We start from the raw sequence: 16059 nt of genomic DNA on the forward strand, positions 1-16059 counted from the left end.
GAGAGGAATGCCTATGCGATTAACTTGAAAAGGAGACCAATCCCATGATGTACCCGCTCGCCTCAAACTCCCCCAGCACCACCATCTCGACAAACCTGATCACTGTTGACGGTCTCGTAATAGACAAGCTCACAGGGGAGATTCATGGTTACGATGATAAACCATCAGTACTTTCCAGCTCTGTCGACCATCAACCAAGCCTCCGCGACTGTCGAAGCATGGATGATTTTCACCACCATTTGAAATTCGTTGATCGACGCAAGCTGCCAGACCACACTCTGCACAGTTTGAGAGATACAGTGGATCACTGCAGGGGCGAGTGGTCTCGCACTGGAGTTGATTGCCGGGTTACACTGCCTCAACAGCGGTTGCTGGAAGCACTGCATCAACTTGTACTTTACCGTAATGTCATTTACACCACGCAAGCCGATTTGGCGCTTGCACTGGGTACTAAAGAATCAAACCTGATGAAGAAATTGAACGTGCTGACGGGGGCGAACCTGTTGCGCGTCACCACCTCGCGAAGCGGTAATATCCGCACTGGTGAGATCAAGCTTGCCATCAACCCTCGATTGATTTTCAGAGGATCGGACAAGGCCCGCGATCGGTACGTTCAAGATTGGTATCGCCCTACAGACGGGCTGCCTTCAAGACCGGAATCTGCAATGCAGAGTGGTGCTTTTTTCAATGTTGCTGCGTAGCACATGCGTAGATTTTTTAGAAAAGTTACGCAAGAAATGCCTTGCAAGCCAAGAAAATCAAGGGATCTGAAGAACTCTTATTATAGATAGGAATCTTCTCGCATTACCCAAGGGCTACTCTCGGGCAGAAAGTTCTGCACTGGGTAGATTTTGACTCAGGTACTACCCCCTTCCCCTATTGCGCAAGCAATGGGTCGTACACCGGGACAACAAACCACAAAGTTATCCCAAATGAAAACAGATGCCATTTTTAGCTGACCCTAACAACCAAGCGTACTAGTCCAACCAACCAAGAACATGGTTGGACAACAAGACTGCGAGCAGCCACTAGAGCTACGCTCTGATTGTGCAAAACTCAGTCCTGCGGATCGGATGTTGTGCACAGGGACAGCGTCAGCTGTGGATAGTACGGATTAGTAGGTTGGGGGTTTTGGTTGTTTCACCCCCTCTACACCGTTAGGTGTCCACGATCCTGACCTACGGTCATACACAGTGCAATCACTGAAAGCTTGCCGCTTTCGGTGCAAACGCCCAGCGGAGCTGATCAAGGAATTTGCTTTGACGCTCCGCTGAAGGTGCGCAGCATCTACCGTAGGTAGAAGTACAGGAACACTACCACCAACACAACGAAAATCACCCTTCCTTGAAGCACATCAGCATTCAGCTTGTCTGTCTTGATCTGCTGGTGCGTGGCAGCATCGCTCAAGCCCTGAGACTTGTAGTGCATGATCCGGTCGATTTCCCTATCGATCTTCTTGTTCTGACCCTCGTTGCTTCGCATTGTGATGCCCCACACGATCAACCAAAGCCCTCCAGTCAGAACGGTCAGGATCAGGTGCAGGATGTGGTTTGTCTTCTTCTTGCGACTGGTCAGCACGAACAGTTTTTCGTTCATTTCATTGGTCTCTCAGGGCTAGGCGTTCGCTTCCCCAGCGTATGGGGGCCTGAGACAATTGTATCAGTTAGTGTGTCAACGATTGGAGTGTCATCGATCAATGTGTTCACGATCAGGGTGCATCCAACCATCATGCCGGGATGCAGACAAACCAACACCTACGAAAGGCCTTTGGCCAACGAATCCGAAACCTACGCAGCAGCCAAGGCTTCAGCCAAGAAGCGTTCGCTGACAAATGCGGCTTTGTCCGTACTTACATGTCTCGCATTGAGACGGGCACCGCAAATCCCAGCCTTGAAGCTGCCAAGGTGCTTGCTGACGGGCTGAGCATGTCCCTGTCTGAACTGCTTGAAGGTCTGTAGTCACGTAGATCGCCGCTACACTCATGCACGATCCCTTACAGGACTACAGACATGGATGACCGCACTTCAATCACCGCTGACACACTTGAATTGCTGCACCTCAATCAAATCGCCATACGTGCAGCCTTGGAAGAGGTGAGCCTGTGGATCAGTCAACGCGGGTCAACCAACGTGCATGACAATGTATTGAGTGCACTGGCCACTCTCGATGCGAATGTAGAGGGCATCGCCAAGGGCATAGAATCGCTTCGGTCCTAAGCGATAGGTAGGTCTCGCTACTGGCCCGCTACTGACAGTTGATGCCAATATGCCACTTTATCAGGTGCGCCTTGCTGAGGGATTGAGCATGACCGACAAACCATTGGATCACCAAGCAAAGCCGATGACGTCAATCAGAGGCCATCGACAGGCAGGCTTTGGCGCCAAATTTACTGCCGTGGTCACTGCTGTTGGAGTTGGCATTGATGCCATGACTGACAAGGGGAACGGTCTCAGTGTTGGCGGCGTTACGGGTACAGTCTTGGCAGGTGTTGGCGCTTACCTTGTAACCGATGCTATCGACGCATCTGTAGGTGAGGGGGTGGTCATAGGAGCACTGGCTGGTGGGCTAGGCTCATTGACTGCGTCTACGATTGATAACCATCTAGCAACTGAATCAGCTTCAGAGGGGGTCAGCAGACTGGAAGACTTCAGCCTCTTGTTCCCTGTCAGCTCTATCAAATGAGTCTACTTGTTTGGTAGCAAGAGTGCTGGCATGTGCCAACTATCATATCTCTATTGCAGATAGACAAATGATTGCATTATCATTGATCTATCGAAAGAGATATTAAAGGATAGCAAGCCATGAACACCCACAGCCCCAAGGCCTGTCATTTTCAGAAGTCGATTGCACCTAAGGTCAGAAGTCGATTGCACTACTGAGGAAGCCCTCGCTGTTGCGGACTCATGGGCTGGCACGAGAGGATCTCTATAGGTCATGTACATCCGAGCCCCACCCCACCACTCGCAAATTTGTAGGCAAAGGTGTGTCAGGAAAATGAGTAACCTGACGCTAGTCAATCTGGGGTACTGACAGCTATGGCATGCCGCCAGATGGACATTTCATGCTAATAGCGTCTTGCAGGACACGAGTGGTAGCAAATAGACACTAATAGTCGTTGCATAAACTTCCAACATTCAGCATCTTGCAACGGTAACCATGGACGGAGACATTGAGCCGCTTACACCGATGAGCAAGGTTTTTTGGTTGGCAAGCGCGATCACTATGGACGGACTTTCATCGGTTTCCACTTCAGAGCTATTGCCATCGTGCTATTCAATTCTAATAAAAAAAATATCAGCGCCCTGCAACAAACCATCGCCCAGCAAGCCAGTCTGCTCGAAGCCATCAACCGCTCCATGGCGGTAGTCGAATTCGACCTCAATGGCATCGTCCTCCGGGCCAACGACAACTTTTTAAAGACCATGGGCTATCGCCTGGAGCAAGTGCTCGGCCAGCCGCACCGCCAATTCTGCACGCCTGCCTATGCCCGCAGTGGCGAGTACTCACAATTATGGTCCCGTCTCAACGCCGGCCAGTTCGAGTCGGGCACCTTCGAGCGAATTGCCGGCAATGGCCAGACGATCTGGCTGGAAGCCAGCTATAACCCGGTCAAGGACGAGCTTGGTAACGTGGTGAAGGTGGTTAAGTATGCCCTTGACGTCACCTTGTGGGTACAACAGGAGAGTGAAGCCAAAAATAAGTTGCAGGCCATAGACCGGTCCATGGCCATCATCGAGTTCAATCTGGACGGCAGCATTATTGACGCCAACCAGAACTTCTTGGATGTGGTCGGTTACAGTCTGGCCGAACTCAAGGGCAAACATCACAAACTGTTCTGCCGTCCAGCACTGGCCAACGGCAGCGAGTACCAGGACTTCTGGCGACGCCTGAATCAGGGCGAGTTTTTCAGTGGGCAATTCGAACGGGTAGGCAAGCGCGGGCAAACCTTGTGGCTGGAAGCTAACTACAACCCGGTGTATGACGCTAGCGGACGGTTATGCAAAGTGGTGAAGTTTGCTACAGACATCACCGCCAAGATGGAGAAGCATGCGCAGGACGCTCAGAGCGCTAGCGAGGCGTATCACATCTCGGTCGAGACACGCCAAGCGGCTGAACATGGCTCCACGGTGATCCAACAAGCAGCGAGTGAAATGCGGGAGATTGCCTCGAATATCGAAGGTTCGTCAGCCCTCATCACCAAACTTGGCGAACGCTCCGAGCAGATCACCACCATCGTCAACACCATCCGCGGAATTGCCGATCAGACCAACCTGTTGGCTTTGAACGCTGCTATCGAAGCCGCTCGAGCGGGTGAACAAGGTCGCGGCTTTGCGGTGGTGGCCGATGAAGTCCGTCAGTTGGCCGCACGCACCAGTGGCTCGACGGCGGAGATTTCCGGGATGATTGGCATGATCCAGAACGAAACACAGCTAGCCATCAAGAGCATGGAAGGCACCCGTGACCGGGCCACTAAAGGCGTCGACCTGGCGGATCAGGCGGGCGCGGTGATCCAGCAAATTAGCGACGGTGCCAGCAATGCGGTGCAGGCGGTGAGTATGCTGGCCAAGGAGCATGGTCATACCCGGTAGAACTCACGAACAGCCGGATCATCGGCACTGCGCATAACAGACGTGTGGTCAAATCCTATGGGGAGATCTTCATCGTGCTGAAACGTATCGCGGTTACCGAGGTCCGCCTCGGCATGTACATCCATGAGCTTTGTGGTTCATGGATGGACCACCCTTTCTGGAGAGCGCGTTGGTTGCTCCATAGCGAGCACGATCGACAGCGCATCCTCAAATCCAATGTGACGACGCTATGGATCGACACCAGCAAGGGGCAGGACACTGCCCAAGGCCAGGCAAGCAATACGCTCGAAGAAGTTGAGGTTGAAACCGAAGCCCGATTGCTAGCCGTGGACAACACGGCGCTGCCGCCTCTAGCCGGGATGACTGAAGAGCTGTCACGTGCCCTCAAGCTCTGCGCCCGCTCCAAAGTCGCCATTGTCGAGATGTTCAACGAGGCGCGCATGGGCCAAGCTATCAACTTGGAGCACGTCGCGGCGCTGGTGGAGGAAGTTTCCGACTCGGTACTGCGTCACCCCAATGCCTTAATCAGCCTGGCACGTCTGAAGACTTCCGCCGAATACACCTACATGCACTCTGTGGCGGTGTGTGCATTGATGATTGCCCTGGCCCGCCAGCTTGGCCTGTCGGCCGACCAAGTCCGGGAGGCAGGCTTGGCCGGCCTCCTGCACGACATCGGCAAGGTGTCCATACCGGATGCGATCCTCAATAAGCCTGACAAACTGACCGACGCCGAGTTCAGCATCATGCGCAGCCATCCCAGAGCGGGCGGCAGGATGTTGCTGAAAAGCCGCCAGGTCAGCGCGCTCACGCTCGACGTTTGCCTGCACCATCATGAGAAGGTCGATGGCTCCGGCTACCCCTATCGCCTGGTCGGTGAGCAAATCAGTCTGTTCGCGCGCATGGGCGCGGTGTGTGACGTGTATGACGCGATCACGTCGGAGCGCCCCTACAAGAGGGGCTGGGATCCCGCCATAGCGATTCGCAAGATGGCTGAATGGAAGGGACACTTCGACGACCAGGTGTTCCAGGCCTTCGTCAAGTCGGTGGGCATCTACCCGGTTGGCGCCTTGGTGCGCTTAGAAAGTGGGCGTCTCGGCGTCATCATGGAGCAGCACAAGAGTTCACTGCTGACACCCATGGTCAAGGTGTTCTTCTCGACCCGCACGAAAATGCCCATTGCCCAGGAACTGGTTGATCTTAGCAAACTGGCCGGTCGTGACAAGATCGTCGGCCGCGAGTCGGCTAGCGACTGGGGTTTCAAGAACATCGAGGAGCTATGGTCGGGCCTCCCCGCCAGCAAGAGGTCGCATTTCGATTAAACATCGACGGCAATCGCGTCGTGAGGACCAACGCGACAACCGCCTGCTTTGCCTGCCATACCTCACAAAAAGATCACGGCTATGTGTTCAGCCGCTTGCGTGACTGAGGGTGAACCATAATGGACAGAAGGTAAAACAACTTGTCCGTTCGAGCATAAGGTTGAGCGTAATTTAAAAGTCCGGGGTGCCGGTGGCGCCGAGCACCAACCGGTGGTGCAGATGACTATTTGCATTGGAGACCAGATCTATAACGAGCAGTTCTCCTTGAAGAATCAAGGCAAGATGAACTACCCCGTTCTGATCGGGCGTCATACTCTTGAGAATCAGGATTCTGAGCAACTCATTGGGCTCTCTCCAGTAGTTTCGCTCCGTCACGCCGCAGCTCGCCCTTGGGCGAGACATGTCGATAGAGCGTCTGACGGGTAATATCCAGCTCTTCACACAAATCCGACACCTTGGTTTCCGGCTGTCCCATGGCCGCCATCGCTAGGCGTAGTTTGGCAGCGGTCATCTTGAACGGGCGCCCCCCTTTCCTGCCGCGAGCACGCGCCGAGACGAGCCCGGCGACCGTCCGCTCAGAAATCAACTCCCGCTCGAACTCTGCCAGTGCCGCGAAAATCCCGAACACCAGCTTTCCCGCCGCAGTAGTAGTGTCGATGGCCGCACCGTGGCCGGTAAGCACCTTCAGTCCTACGCTACGCGCGGTAAGGTCGTGGACAGTGTTAATTAAGTGGCGAAGGTTACGCCCTAGTCGATCGAGCTTCCAAACCACCAAGGTATCGCCTTCACGCAGGGCCTTCAGACACGCGGCCAATCCGGGCCGATCATCTTTCCGTCCCGAAGCCATGTCCTCATACAGATGTGCAGCTGCCACTCCGGCAGCAATCAAAGCATCTTGTTGCAGAGTAATTGTCTGGGAGCCGTCTGCCTTCGATACCCGCATGTAGCCGATCAGCATACCGCCCCCATTGTCACAAATACGTTCGATTATGTGACAGTTTGCATCGGGATGTCATTTTCAGAAGACGACTGCACCAATCAACGAGACATGAAGCCTGCTGTGCATACGGCTCCTGACAGCCCGATATCAGGACTCCTCTGCACGAAACTCGTCTATGCTCAATACTCGTGTGCACCAAAGCGAGGCGAGCATGGCGACCGATACCGTACCGATTGCCGAGCGCGGCGTAGCCACCCTGTCAGAACAGGCATGGGAGCGTGCTCGCTGCCGCGCGGAGATCATTGGGCCGTTGGCGCAGTCGGAGACGGTCGGGCATGAAGCGGCCGACGCAGCAGCCCAGGCGCTGGGTCTGTCCCGGCGGCAGGTCTACGTCCTGATCCGCCGTGCCCGGCAAGGTTCGGGGCTGGTCACTGATTTGGCTCTTGGACAGTCGAGCGGTGGCAAAGGTAAAGGCCGCTTGCCGGAGTCGGTCGAACGAATCATCCGCGAGCTACTGCAAAAGCGCTTCCTGACCAAGCAGAAGCGCAGCTTGGCGGCGTTCCACCGTGAAGTTGCGCGGGTGTGCAAGCTGCAAAAGCTGCGGATGCCGGCGCGCAACACGGTCGCGTTGCGGATCGCCAGCCTTGATCCACTCAAGACCACTCGACTTCGGGAAGGCCAGGATGCGTCCCGCATCCTGCAAGGTGTTGGCGGTGTTCCTCCGCCAGTCTCCGCACCGCTGGAGCAGGTACAGATCGACCACACAGTCATCGACCTGATCGTGGTGGACGAGCGCGACCGGCAACCGATTGGCCGTCCGTACCTGACCCTCGCCATCGACGTGTTCACCCGCTGCGTGGTTGGCATGGTGGTCACGTTAGAAGCGCCATCTGCCGTCTCGGTCGGCCTGTGCCTCGCACACGCCGGTTGCGACAAGCGCCCTTGGTTGGAAAGGTTGGACGTGGAAATGGACTGGCCGATGAGCGGCAAGCCCGCGCTGCTCTACCTGGACAACGCGGCCGAATTCAAGAGCGAGGCGCTACGCCGTGGCTGCGAGCAGCATGGCATCCGGTTGGACTATCGGCCTCTCGGGCAGCCGCACTATGGCGGCATCGTGGAACGGATCATCGGCACGGCGATGCAAATGATCCACGACGAATTGCCGGGGACGACCTTCTCCAACCCTGACCAGCGCGGGGAATACGCCTCCGAGAAGATGGCCGCCCTGACACTGCGCGAGCTGGAACGCTGGCTCGCATTGGCGGTTGGCACCTATCACGGCTCCGTGCACAACGGCCTGCTCCAACCGCCGGCCGCACGCTGGGCCGAAGCTGTCGCGCGTACCGGCGTTCCAACCGTCATCACTCGCACCACGGCTTTTCTGGTCGATTTCCTGCCCGTCCTCCGCCGCACCCTGACCCGCACTGGCTTCGTCATCGACCACATCCACTACTACGCCGATGCGCTCAAGCCGTGGATAGCTCGGCGCGACCGCCTGCCTGCGTTCCTGATCCGGCGCGACCCACGCGACATCAGCCGCATTTGGGTGCTGGAGCCGGAGGGGCAGCACTATCTGGAAATTCCATACCGTACCTTGTCGCACCCGGCTGTCACCCTCTGGGAACAACGGCAGGCGCTGGCGAAATTGCGGCAGCAAGGGCGCGAACAGGTGGATGAGTCGGCGCTGTTCCGCATGATCGGGCAGATGCGCGAAATCGTGACCACTGCGCAGAAAGCCACGCGCAAGGCGCGGCGCGACGCGGATCGACGCCAGCATCTCAAGTCAACGGAACAACCTGTCAAAACCACGCCACCAGCGGACACGGACATGGCAGACCCGCAGGCGGACAACCAGCCACCTGCCAAACCGTTCGACCAGATTGAGGAGTGGTAGCCGTGGACGAATATCCCATCATCGACCTGTCCCACCTGCTGCCGGCGGCCCAGGGCTTGGCCCGTCTCCCGGCGGACGAGCGCATCCATCGCCTTCGCGCCGACCGCTGGATCGGCTATCCGCGAGCAGTCGAGGCGTTGAACCGGCTGGAAGCCCTGTATACGTGGCCAAACAAACAACGCATGCCCAACCTGCTGTTGGTCGGTCCAACCAACAACGGCAAGTCGATGATCGTCGAGAAGTTCCGCCGCGCCCACCCGGCCAGCTCCGACGCCGACCAGGAGCACATCCCGGTATTGGTCGTGCAGATGCCGTCCGAGCCATCGGTGATCCGCTTCTACGTCGCGCTGCTCGCGGCGATGGGAGCACCATTGCGACCGCGCCCACGGCTGCCGGAAATAGAGCAACTGGCGCTGACACTGCTGCGCAAGCTCGGTGTGCGTTTGCTGGTGATCGACGAGCTGCACAACGTCCTGGCCGGCAACAGCGTCAACCGCCGGGAATTCCTCAACCTGCTGCGCTTCCTCGGCAACGAATTGCGCATCCCGCTGGTCGGTGTGGGCACACGCGACGCCTACCTGGCCATCCGCTCGGATGACCAGTTGGAAAATCGCTTCGAGCCGATGATGCTGCCGGTGTGGGAGGCCAACGACGATTGCTGTTCACTGCTGGCCAGCTTCGCGGCTTCGCTCCCGCTGCGGCGACCTTCGTCGATTGCCACGCTGGACATGGCTCGCTACCTGCTCACGCGCAGCGAGGGCACTATTGGCGAGCTGGCGCACCTTTTGATGGCGGCGGCCGTGGCCGCCGTGGAGAGTGGTGAGGAAGCGATCAACCACCGCACGCTCAGCATGGCCGATTACACCGGTCCCAGCGAGCGGCGGCGGCAATTCGAGCGGGAACTGATGTGAAGCCAGCGCCACGCTGGCCACTGCATCCGGCACCCAGGGAAGCCGAAGCCCTGTCTTCGTGGCTCAACCGCGTGGCCCTTTGCTATCACATGGAAGTGTCCGAGCTGCTGGAGCACGATCTTGGTCACGGCCAGGTTGATGACCTGGACACCGCGCCACCACTGGCGCTGCTGGCGATGCTCTCCCAGCGGAGCGGTATCGAGCTGGATCGGCTGCGCTGCATGAGTTTCGCCGGCTGGGTGCCTTGGCTACTGGACAGCCTTGATGATCAGATTCCAGCCGCATTGGAAACCTATGCGTTCCAGCTCTCGGTACTGCTGCCGAGACTCCGCCGTAAGACGCGATCCATCACGAGCTGGCGTGCCTGGCTGCCCACCCAACCGATACACCGCGCCTGTCCGCTCTGCCTGAACGATCCGGAGAACCAAGCCGTACTGCTCGCGTGGAAGCTGCCCCTGATGCTGAGCTGCCCACTGCATGGCTGCTGGCTGGAATCCTATTGGGGCGTGCCAGGGCGGTTTCTCGGCTGGGAGAACGCCGACGCCGAACCGCGCACTGCCAGCGACGCGATTGCGGCGATGGACCAGCGTACCTGGCAGGCACTGACGACCGGCCACGTGGAGTTGCCGCGCCGACGCATCCACGCCGGATTGTGGTTTAGGCTGCTACGCACGCTGCTCGATGAGCTGAACACCCCGCTTTCGACGTGCGGCACCTACGCGGGGTATCTCCGCCAAATCTGGGAATGCTGCGGGCATCCGCTGCGTGCTGGGCAAAGTCTGTGGCGACCGTATGAAACCCTGAACCCGGCAGTACGGTTGCAGATGCTGGAGGCGGCGGCAACGGCAATCAGCTTGATTGAGGTGAGGGATATAAGCCCGCCAGGCGAGCACGCAAAGCTATTCTGGTCCGAGCCCCAAACCGGGTTCACCAGTGGCCTGCCGGCGAAAGCGCCGAAGCCCGAACCCGTCGATCACTGGCAGCGTGCAATCCAGGCCATTGATGAGGCCATCATTGAAGCACGACACAACCCCGAGACGGCACGCTCGCTGTTCGCGTTGGCTTCCTATGGTCGGCGCGACCCCGCTTCCTTGGAACAGTTGCGCGCCACCTTCGCGAAGGAAGGCATCCCCCCGGAATTTCTGTCACATTATGAGCCTAGCCTACCCTTTGCATGCCTTAGACAGAATGACGGGTTAAGTGACAAATTTTGACGTGCAGAGCTTCCCGATGCAAACTGTCACATAATCGAACGTATATGTGACAGGTACGACATGCTGATAGGCTACATGCGGGTATCGAAGGCGGACGGCTCCCAGGCTACCGATTTGCAGCGCGACGCGCTGATTGCCGCCGGGGTCGATCCAGTACATCTTTACGAGGACCAGGCATCCGGCATGCGCGAGGATCGGCCCGGCTTGACGAGCTGCCTGAAGGCGTTGCGAACTGGCGACACACTGGTCGTGTGGAAACTGGATCGGCTCGGACGCGACCTGCGACATCTCATCAACACCGTGCACGACCTGACTGGGCGCGGCATCGGCTTGAAGGTATTAACCGGGCACGGCGCGGCCATCGACACCACGACCGCCGCCGGCAAGCTGGTCTTTGGCATCTTCGCCGCCCTGGCCGAGTTCGAGCGCGAGTTGATCGCGGAGCGCACGATTGCCGGCCTAGCCTCGGCCCGCGCGCGCGGGCGGAAAGGCGGCCGGCCGTTCAAGATGACCGCCGCCAAGCTGCGGCTGGCGATGGCGGCAATGGGTCAGCCAGAGACCAAGGTCGGCGACCTGTGCCAGGAACTTGGCGTCACGCGGCAGACCCTGTATCGGCATGTTTCACCCAAGGGTGAGCTACGTCCAGATGGCGAGAAGCTACTCAGCCGAATTTGATGCCGGCATGAGGCAACGTAGCGACAGCGTGGTTTGTCTCAATGGGAAGCGCTCATGATCGATCTTTGAAGGCCCGCAGCAGTCGTGTCACAGACAGGACGAACAAACCGGTCAGCGTGAGGGCTGCGATACCCCAGTACTCTCCGATGAACGCGCCGGCCGTCGTGCCGGCCAGCACAATGGCGAGAATCGGCAAATGGCAGGGACAGGTGAGCACGGCCAGCGCGCCCCACAGGTAGCCGGTGATCGGTTTGTGCGTCTCGGACGGCAAGCGCTCGGGGCTGTTCATGGCAGACTCTCCGCGTGCTGTGCCGGCTCGGTCGGCATGGTGGCCAACTGCACCTCCAGATCGGCCAACGCTTCGCGCCGACGCTCGACGAACTGACGCAGAACGGCAAGCTGCGCGGCCGCTTCATCGCCGTCCGCAGCATCCAGCGCCCGGCACAGCCGCGCCAGCGCGTCCAGGCCGATGCCCGCCTCGAAGGCCGCCCGCACGAAGCACAGCCGTTGCAAGGCGGCATCATCGAACAGGCCATAGCCGCCCGGGGTGCACGCCACCGGACGCAGCAATCCGCGCAGCAGGTAGTCGCGCACGATATGCACGCTCACCCCGGCATCAAGGGCCAGCCGGGACACGGTGTAGGCGCTCATTGAAAACCTCCTTTTTTTATCCAGCGCAGCAGGAAAGCTGCTTCACGTCCTTGTTGAAGGTCTGCGCCGCAAGCTTCAACCCCTCGACCATTGTCAGGTAGGGGAACAACTGGTCGGCCAGTTCCTGCACCGTCATGCGGTTGCGGATGGCGAGCACCGCCGTCTGGATCAGTTCGCCCGCTTCCGGGGCCACCGCCTGCACGCCGATGAGCCGTCCGCTACCTTCCTCGATGACCAGCTTGATGAAGCCGCGTGTGTCGAAGTTGGCAAGCGCTCGCGGAACGTTGTCGAGTGTCAGCGTGCGACTGTCGGTCTCGATGCCATCGTGGTGCGCTTCCGCCTCGCTGTAGCCCACGGTGGCGACTTGCGGGTCGGTGAACACCACTGCCGGCATCGCGGTCAGATTGAGGGCTGCGTCGCCGCCGGTCATGTTGATCGCGGCACGGGTGCCGGCGGCCGCTGCCACGTAGACGAACTGCGGCTGGTCGGTGCAGTCGCCGGCCGCGTAGATGTTCGGGTTGCTCGTGCGCATGCCTTGGTCGATAACGATGGCCCCTTGCGCATTGACAGTGACCCCCGCCGCGTCCAGCGCGAGGCTGCGCGTATTCGGTGCCCGACCGGTGGCAACCAGCAACTTGTCAGCGCGCAATTCACCGTGTCCGGTGGTCAGCACGAATTCGCCGTTCACATGGGCGACCTGGCTGGCTTGCGTGTGCTCCAGCACCTCGATGCCCTCGGCGCGGAAAGCGGCTGTCACGGCCTCGCCGATGGCCGGGTCTTCCCGGAAGAACAAGGTGCTGCGTGCCAGGATCGTGACCTGGCTGCCGAGCCGGGCAAAGGCTTGCGCCAGTTCCAACGCCACCACCGACGAACCGATCACGGCCAGGCGTGCGGGAATGGTGTCGCTGACAAGCGCTTCGGTGGAAGTCCAGTAGGGTGACTCTTTCAGGCCCGGAATCGGCGGCACGGCCGGACTGGCACCGGTGGCGACCAGGCAGCGGTCGAACGTTACCTCGCGCTCGCCACCCTCGTTCAAACGGACGACCAGGCTCTGGTCGTCCTTGAAACGCGCTTCACCGTGCAAAACGGTGATGGCTGGATTGCCGTCCAGGATGCCTTCGTATTTGGCGTGCCGCAGTTCATCGACACGGGCCTGCTGCTGGGCCAGCAGTTTGCTGCGGTCAATCGCAGGCACAGTTGCCGCAATACCGCCGTCGAACGGACTTTCCCGGCGCAGATGGGCAATATGGGCAGCGCGGATCATGATCTTGGACGGCACACAGCCGATATTGACGCAGGTGCCGCCGATGGTGCCGCGTTCGATCAGCGTGACCGTCGCGCCTTGCTCGACGGCCTTCAGCGCCGCCGCCATCGCGGCCCCGCCGCTGCCAATGATGGCGATATGCAAACCGGCGCCCTCAAGTGCATCACGGATTTTTGGTTCATCTTTGAAATCACCAACCCGGATCGAGCCTTGATAACCCAATGCGGCGATGGCGGCCAGCAGTTGGTTGTGGCTCACGGCGGTGTCTGCCATGACTTGCGCGCGGCTTTCTGGATAGGACACCACAGCGGCATTCACGCCGGGAATCTTTTCCAAAGCATCTTTGACATGGGTGGCGCAGGATGTGCAGGTCATGCCATTCACGGTGATTTCGGTCATTTTTTTACTCCATTGAATTTCGGGGTGCAGCAGGCATCGGCTTGGCGTTTTCGTTGGATGGCGTAGATGGTCAAGCCGATGAAAATCGCCAGCGCAGGCAGCAGCACATAGTCCAGATAGCCGGTCAGCGCGGACAAGCCGACCACACCGAGCAAAATGACCAGAACAGGGGTGAAGCAACACAGCGCCACGAGGGTTGTGCCAATGATGCTGACCCGCAGCAGTGTCTTCGGGTCTTTCATGATCAGTTCTTGACTGATGATGGGTAGCCCGCATCCTCGGTAGCCTTGGTCAGTTTCTGCACGCTGGTCTTGGCATCATCGAAGGTGACCACCGCTTCGCGCGTCTCGAAGGTCACGTCAACTTTACTGACGCCATCGACCTTGGAAATCGCCTTCTTGACAGTGATCGGACAGGCCGAGCAGGTCATGCCCGGTACGGACAGCGTAACGGTCTGGGTGGCGGCCCACACGGGGGCAACAACGGCAGCGAGGGCAAGGGCGGAAAGCAGCTTTTTCATGGTGAACTCCTGTGATCAATAGAAAAATGGCACGACGTAGGGAAATCCGAGCGCGACCAAAACCAGCACGGCCACGCCCCAGAAAATGAGCTTGTAAGTAGCTCGCACTTGGGGAATCGCGCAAACCTCACCCGGTTTGCAGGCGGCTGACGGCCGGTAGATGCGCCGCCAGGCGAAGAACAACGCCACCAGCGCCACGCCGATAAAGATGGGGCGATAGGGTTCCAACACCGTCAAGTTGCCGATCCAAGCGCCGCTGAACCCCAAGGCGATCAGAACCAGCGGCCCGAGGCAGCAAGCCGAGGCGAGGATGGCGGCCAGCCCGCCAGTGAAGAGCGCGCCGCGCCCGTTTTGAGGTTCAGACATACGTTTGTCCTTTCGAATCTGAATTGGATAGCTTAAGCTTACTTCCGTAGTTATGTACGGAGTCAAGCGATATGGAAAACAATTTGGAGAACCTGACCATTGGCGTTTTCGCCAGGACGGCCGGGGTCAATGTGGAGACCATCCGGTTCTATCAGCGCAAGGGCTTGCTCCCGGAACCGGACAAGCCTTACGGCAGCATTCGCCGCTATGGCGAGACGGATGTAACGCGGGTGCGCTTCGTGAAATCAGCCCAGCGGTTGGGCTTCAGCCTGGATGAGATCGCCGAGCTGCTGCGGCTGGAGGATGGCACCCATTGCGAGGAAGCCAGCAGCCTGGCCGAGCACAAGCTCAAGGACGTGCGCGAGAGGATGGCTGACCTGGCGCGCATGGAGGCCGTGCTGTCTGATTTGGTGTGCGCCTGCCATGCGCGGAAGGGGAACGTTTCCTGCCCGCTGATTGCGTCACTGCAAGGGAAGAAAGAACCGCGCAGTGCGGACGCGGTGTAGCCCGAGGGAACTACGCCTTAGCGTGCTTTATTTTCCGTTTTCTGAGGCGACTCCTTCATCGACCTATGTAAAACGACTCCTTTATCGAAATAGTGCACTCATCGCTCTCCACGGCGATCCCTTCATCGCGAATTGCACCGCCCAAGACGATCTGCACTGAAATCAATACTTTCTGATGCCTCTTGATTAGAGATGCCAGCCATAATAATCTCATCGCCAACGCATACGGCGTTCGGCAGCCAACACACTCTCACTCACTACTGGAAGCTCAGACATGAAAACCATAGGCATTGAAAACTCGAAGTCCAGCGTACAGGCCCACTTAACGCTTGGAACCAAAACTATGGGGCTAGGTATCTATGGCGCGTACTTGGCTCTCGCTATTATTTACTTCTGGTTCGGCGGCATGAAATTTACCCACTACGAGGCCGAGGGCCTGGTTCCACTGGTGAGCAACAGCCCGCTTTTGGGATGGGTGTATAGCATTTTTTCGGTCGACATGTTCTCCAGCCTGCTCGGCATACTAGAGATTTCGATCGGCACTCTGATCGCAGGCCGCATGCTGTCGCCCAAACTATCCGTGGTAGGAGGCGCTCTGTCTGCAGGCCTGTTCTTCACAACCCTTAGCTTTATGTTTTCCACTCCGGGCGTCATTGAGCCTAGTTTAGGGTTTCCGGCGATTTCCGTTGCGCCAGGTCAGTTTCTGCTTAAAGACTTAGGGTTGCTTGCTGTTTCGATATTTGTGGCAGGCCATTCGCTGGTTGAACTGGAAAAACGTAAAATTAATGCATAATTTTTTCAATGGCTTAAG

At 58.3% G+C, this 16059-nt stretch carries 20 protein-coding genes and 1 pseudogene; 13 read left to right on the forward strand and 8 right to left on the reverse strand.

Annotation, left to right across the window (positions count from 1 at the left end; all coding sequences use genetic code 11):
• Positions 1–44 precede the first annotated feature (44 nt).
• On the forward strand, positions 45–701 hold the full coding sequence (locus tag GYA95_RS14570) for a hypothetical protein (protein ID WP_232914264.1): 657 nt from the start codon (positions 45–47) through the stop codon (positions 699–701).
• A gap of 586 nt (positions 702–1287) precedes the next feature.
• Here GYA95_RS14570 and GYA95_RS14575 read toward each other — a convergent pair.
• Positions 1288–1596 (reverse strand): hypothetical protein, encoded by a 309-nt coding sequence (locus GYA95_RS14575; RefSeq protein ID WP_161551417.1) that lies wholly within the window; start codon positions 1594–1596, stop codon positions 1288–1290.
• 140 nt (positions 1597–1736) lie between these two features.
• On the opposite strand from GYA95_RS14575, the gene GYA95_RS14580 reads away from it, so the two are divergent.
• From GYA95_RS14580 to GYA95_RS14610, 6 genes and pseudogenes are all read left to right on the forward strand, one after another.
• Positions 1737–1958, forward strand: a complete 222-nt coding sequence (locus tag GYA95_RS14580) for a helix-turn-helix domain-containing protein (RefSeq protein WP_028632437.1) — start codon at positions 1737–1739, stop codon at positions 1956–1958.
• Between the two features lie 51 nt (positions 1959–2009).
• Complete coding sequence (locus GYA95_RS14585) at positions 2010–2216, forward strand: hypothetical protein (protein WP_161551418.1); 207 nt, start codon at positions 2010–2012, stop codon at positions 2214–2216.
• 88 nt (positions 2217–2304) lie between these two features.
• On the forward strand, positions 2305–2682 hold the full coding sequence (locus tag GYA95_RS14590) for a hypothetical protein (RefSeq protein ID WP_161551419.1): 378 nt from the start codon (positions 2305–2307) through the stop codon (positions 2680–2682).
• Between the two features lie 584 nt (positions 2683–3266).
• Positions 3267–4589, forward strand: coding sequence for a methyl-accepting chemotaxis protein (locus tag GYA95_RS14595; protein ID WP_049277574.1), 1323 nt, complete (start codon positions 3267–3269; stop codon positions 4587–4589).
• 74 nt (positions 4590–4663) lie between these two features.
• Positions 4664–5908: an HD-GYP domain-containing protein gene (locus tag GYA95_RS14600; RefSeq protein ID WP_049277576.1), complete on the forward strand. Its 1245-nt coding sequence runs from the start codon at positions 4664–4666 to the stop codon at positions 5906–5908.
• A 150-nt stretch (positions 5909–6058) separates the two neighbouring features.
• A pseudogene (locus tag GYA95_RS14610) lies at positions 6059–6334 on the forward strand (putative ATP-dependent zinc protease); the annotation flags it as partial.
• On the opposite strand, the gene GYA95_RS14615 reads toward GYA95_RS14610, so the two are convergent.
• On the reverse strand, positions 6249–6866 hold the full coding sequence (locus GYA95_RS14615) for a recombinase family protein (protein ID WP_049277571.1): 618 nt from the start codon (positions 6864–6866) through the stop codon (positions 6249–6251). The pseudogene GYA95_RS14610 and the gene GYA95_RS14615 sit on opposite strands and share 86 nt — an antisense overlap.
• Before the next feature lie 193 nt (positions 6867–7059).
• Between GYA95_RS14615 and GYA95_RS14620 the strand changes: the two genes are divergently transcribed.
• Genes GYA95_RS14620 through GYA95_RS14635 form a run of 4 tightly spaced genes read left to right on the forward strand, consistent with a single transcriptional unit; the run spans position 7060 to position 11542 of the window.
• Entirely contained in the window at positions 7060–8742 is a 1683-nt protein-coding gene (locus GYA95_RS14620) for a Mu transposase C-terminal domain-containing protein (protein ID WP_011494284.1), read from the forward strand.
• Positions 8743–8744: 2 nt separating this feature from the next.
• Complete coding sequence (locus GYA95_RS14625) at positions 8745–9653, forward strand: TniB family NTP-binding protein (protein WP_013741668.1); 909 nt, start codon at positions 8745–8747, stop codon at positions 9651–9653.
• Positions 9650–10867 (forward strand): TniQ family protein, encoded by a 1218-nt coding sequence (locus GYA95_RS14630; RefSeq protein WP_009288528.1) that lies wholly within the window; start codon positions 9650–9652, stop codon positions 10865–10867. Before GYA95_RS14625 ends, GYA95_RS14630 begins: the two co-directional genes overlap by 4 nt.
• A 60-nt stretch (positions 10868–10927) precedes the next feature.
• Positions 10928–11542, forward strand: coding sequence for a recombinase family protein (locus GYA95_RS14635; protein WP_000904941.1), 615 nt, complete (start codon positions 10928–10930; stop codon positions 11540–11542).
• A 52-nt stretch (positions 11543–11594) separates the two neighbouring features.
• Here GYA95_RS14635 and merE read toward each other — a convergent pair whose 3' ends face one another.
• Genes merE through merT form a run of 6 tightly spaced genes read right to left on the reverse strand, consistent with a single transcriptional unit; the run spans position 11595 to position 14742 of the window.
• Positions 11595–11831 (reverse strand): broad-spectrum mercury transporter MerE, encoded by a 237-nt coding sequence (gene merE / locus GYA95_RS14640; protein WP_001087809.1) that lies wholly within the window; start codon positions 11829–11831, stop codon positions 11595–11597.
• Entirely contained in the window at positions 11828–12193 is a 366-nt protein-coding gene (gene merD / locus GYA95_RS14645; protein ID WP_003465059.1) for a mercury resistance co-regulator MerD, read from the reverse strand. The genes merE and merD overlap by 4 nt, the downstream gene beginning before the upstream one ends.
• Positions 12194–12209: 16 nt before the next feature.
• Positions 12210–13856, reverse strand: coding sequence for a mercury(II) reductase (gene merA / locus GYA95_RS14650; RefSeq protein WP_000136268.1), 1647 nt, complete (start codon positions 13854–13856; stop codon positions 12210–12212).
• Complete coding sequence (gene merF, locus GYA95_RS14655; RefSeq protein WP_000654684.1) at positions 13853–14098, reverse strand: mercury resistance system transport protein MerF; 246 nt, start codon at positions 14096–14098, stop codon at positions 13853–13855. The genes merA and merF overlap by 4 nt, the downstream gene beginning before the upstream one ends.
• 2 nt (positions 14099–14100) lie before the next feature.
• On the reverse strand, positions 14101–14376 hold the full coding sequence (gene merP, locus GYA95_RS14660; RefSeq protein WP_000735441.1) for a mercury resistance system periplasmic binding protein MerP: 276 nt from the start codon (positions 14374–14376) through the stop codon (positions 14101–14103).
• A gap of 15 nt (positions 14377–14391) precedes the next feature.
• Entirely contained in the window at positions 14392–14742 is a 351-nt protein-coding gene (gene merT / locus GYA95_RS14665) for a mercuric ion transporter MerT (RefSeq protein ID WP_001294667.1), read from the reverse strand.
• Positions 14743–14813: 71 nt separating this feature from the next.
• Between merT and merR the strand changes: the two genes are divergently transcribed.
• Together merR and GYA95_RS14675 are read left to right on the forward strand one after the other, a co-directional pair.
• Complete coding sequence (gene merR / locus GYA95_RS14670) at positions 14814–15248, forward strand: Hg(II)-responsive transcriptional regulator (RefSeq protein WP_000429838.1); 435 nt, start codon at positions 14814–14816, stop codon at positions 15246–15248.
• A 274-nt stretch (positions 15249–15522) separates the two neighbouring features.
• Positions 15523–16041: a YkgB family protein gene (locus GYA95_RS14675; protein WP_003464991.1), complete on the forward strand. Its 519-nt coding sequence runs from the start codon at positions 15523–15525 to the stop codon at positions 16039–16041.
• Positions 16042–16059: the final 18 nt, after the last annotated feature.

The sequence above is a fragment of the Pseudomonas asiatica genome (genome assembly GCF_009932335.1).
GTDB lineage: Bacteria > Pseudomonadota > Gammaproteobacteria > Pseudomonadales > Pseudomonadaceae > Aquipseudomonas > Aquipseudomonas asiatica.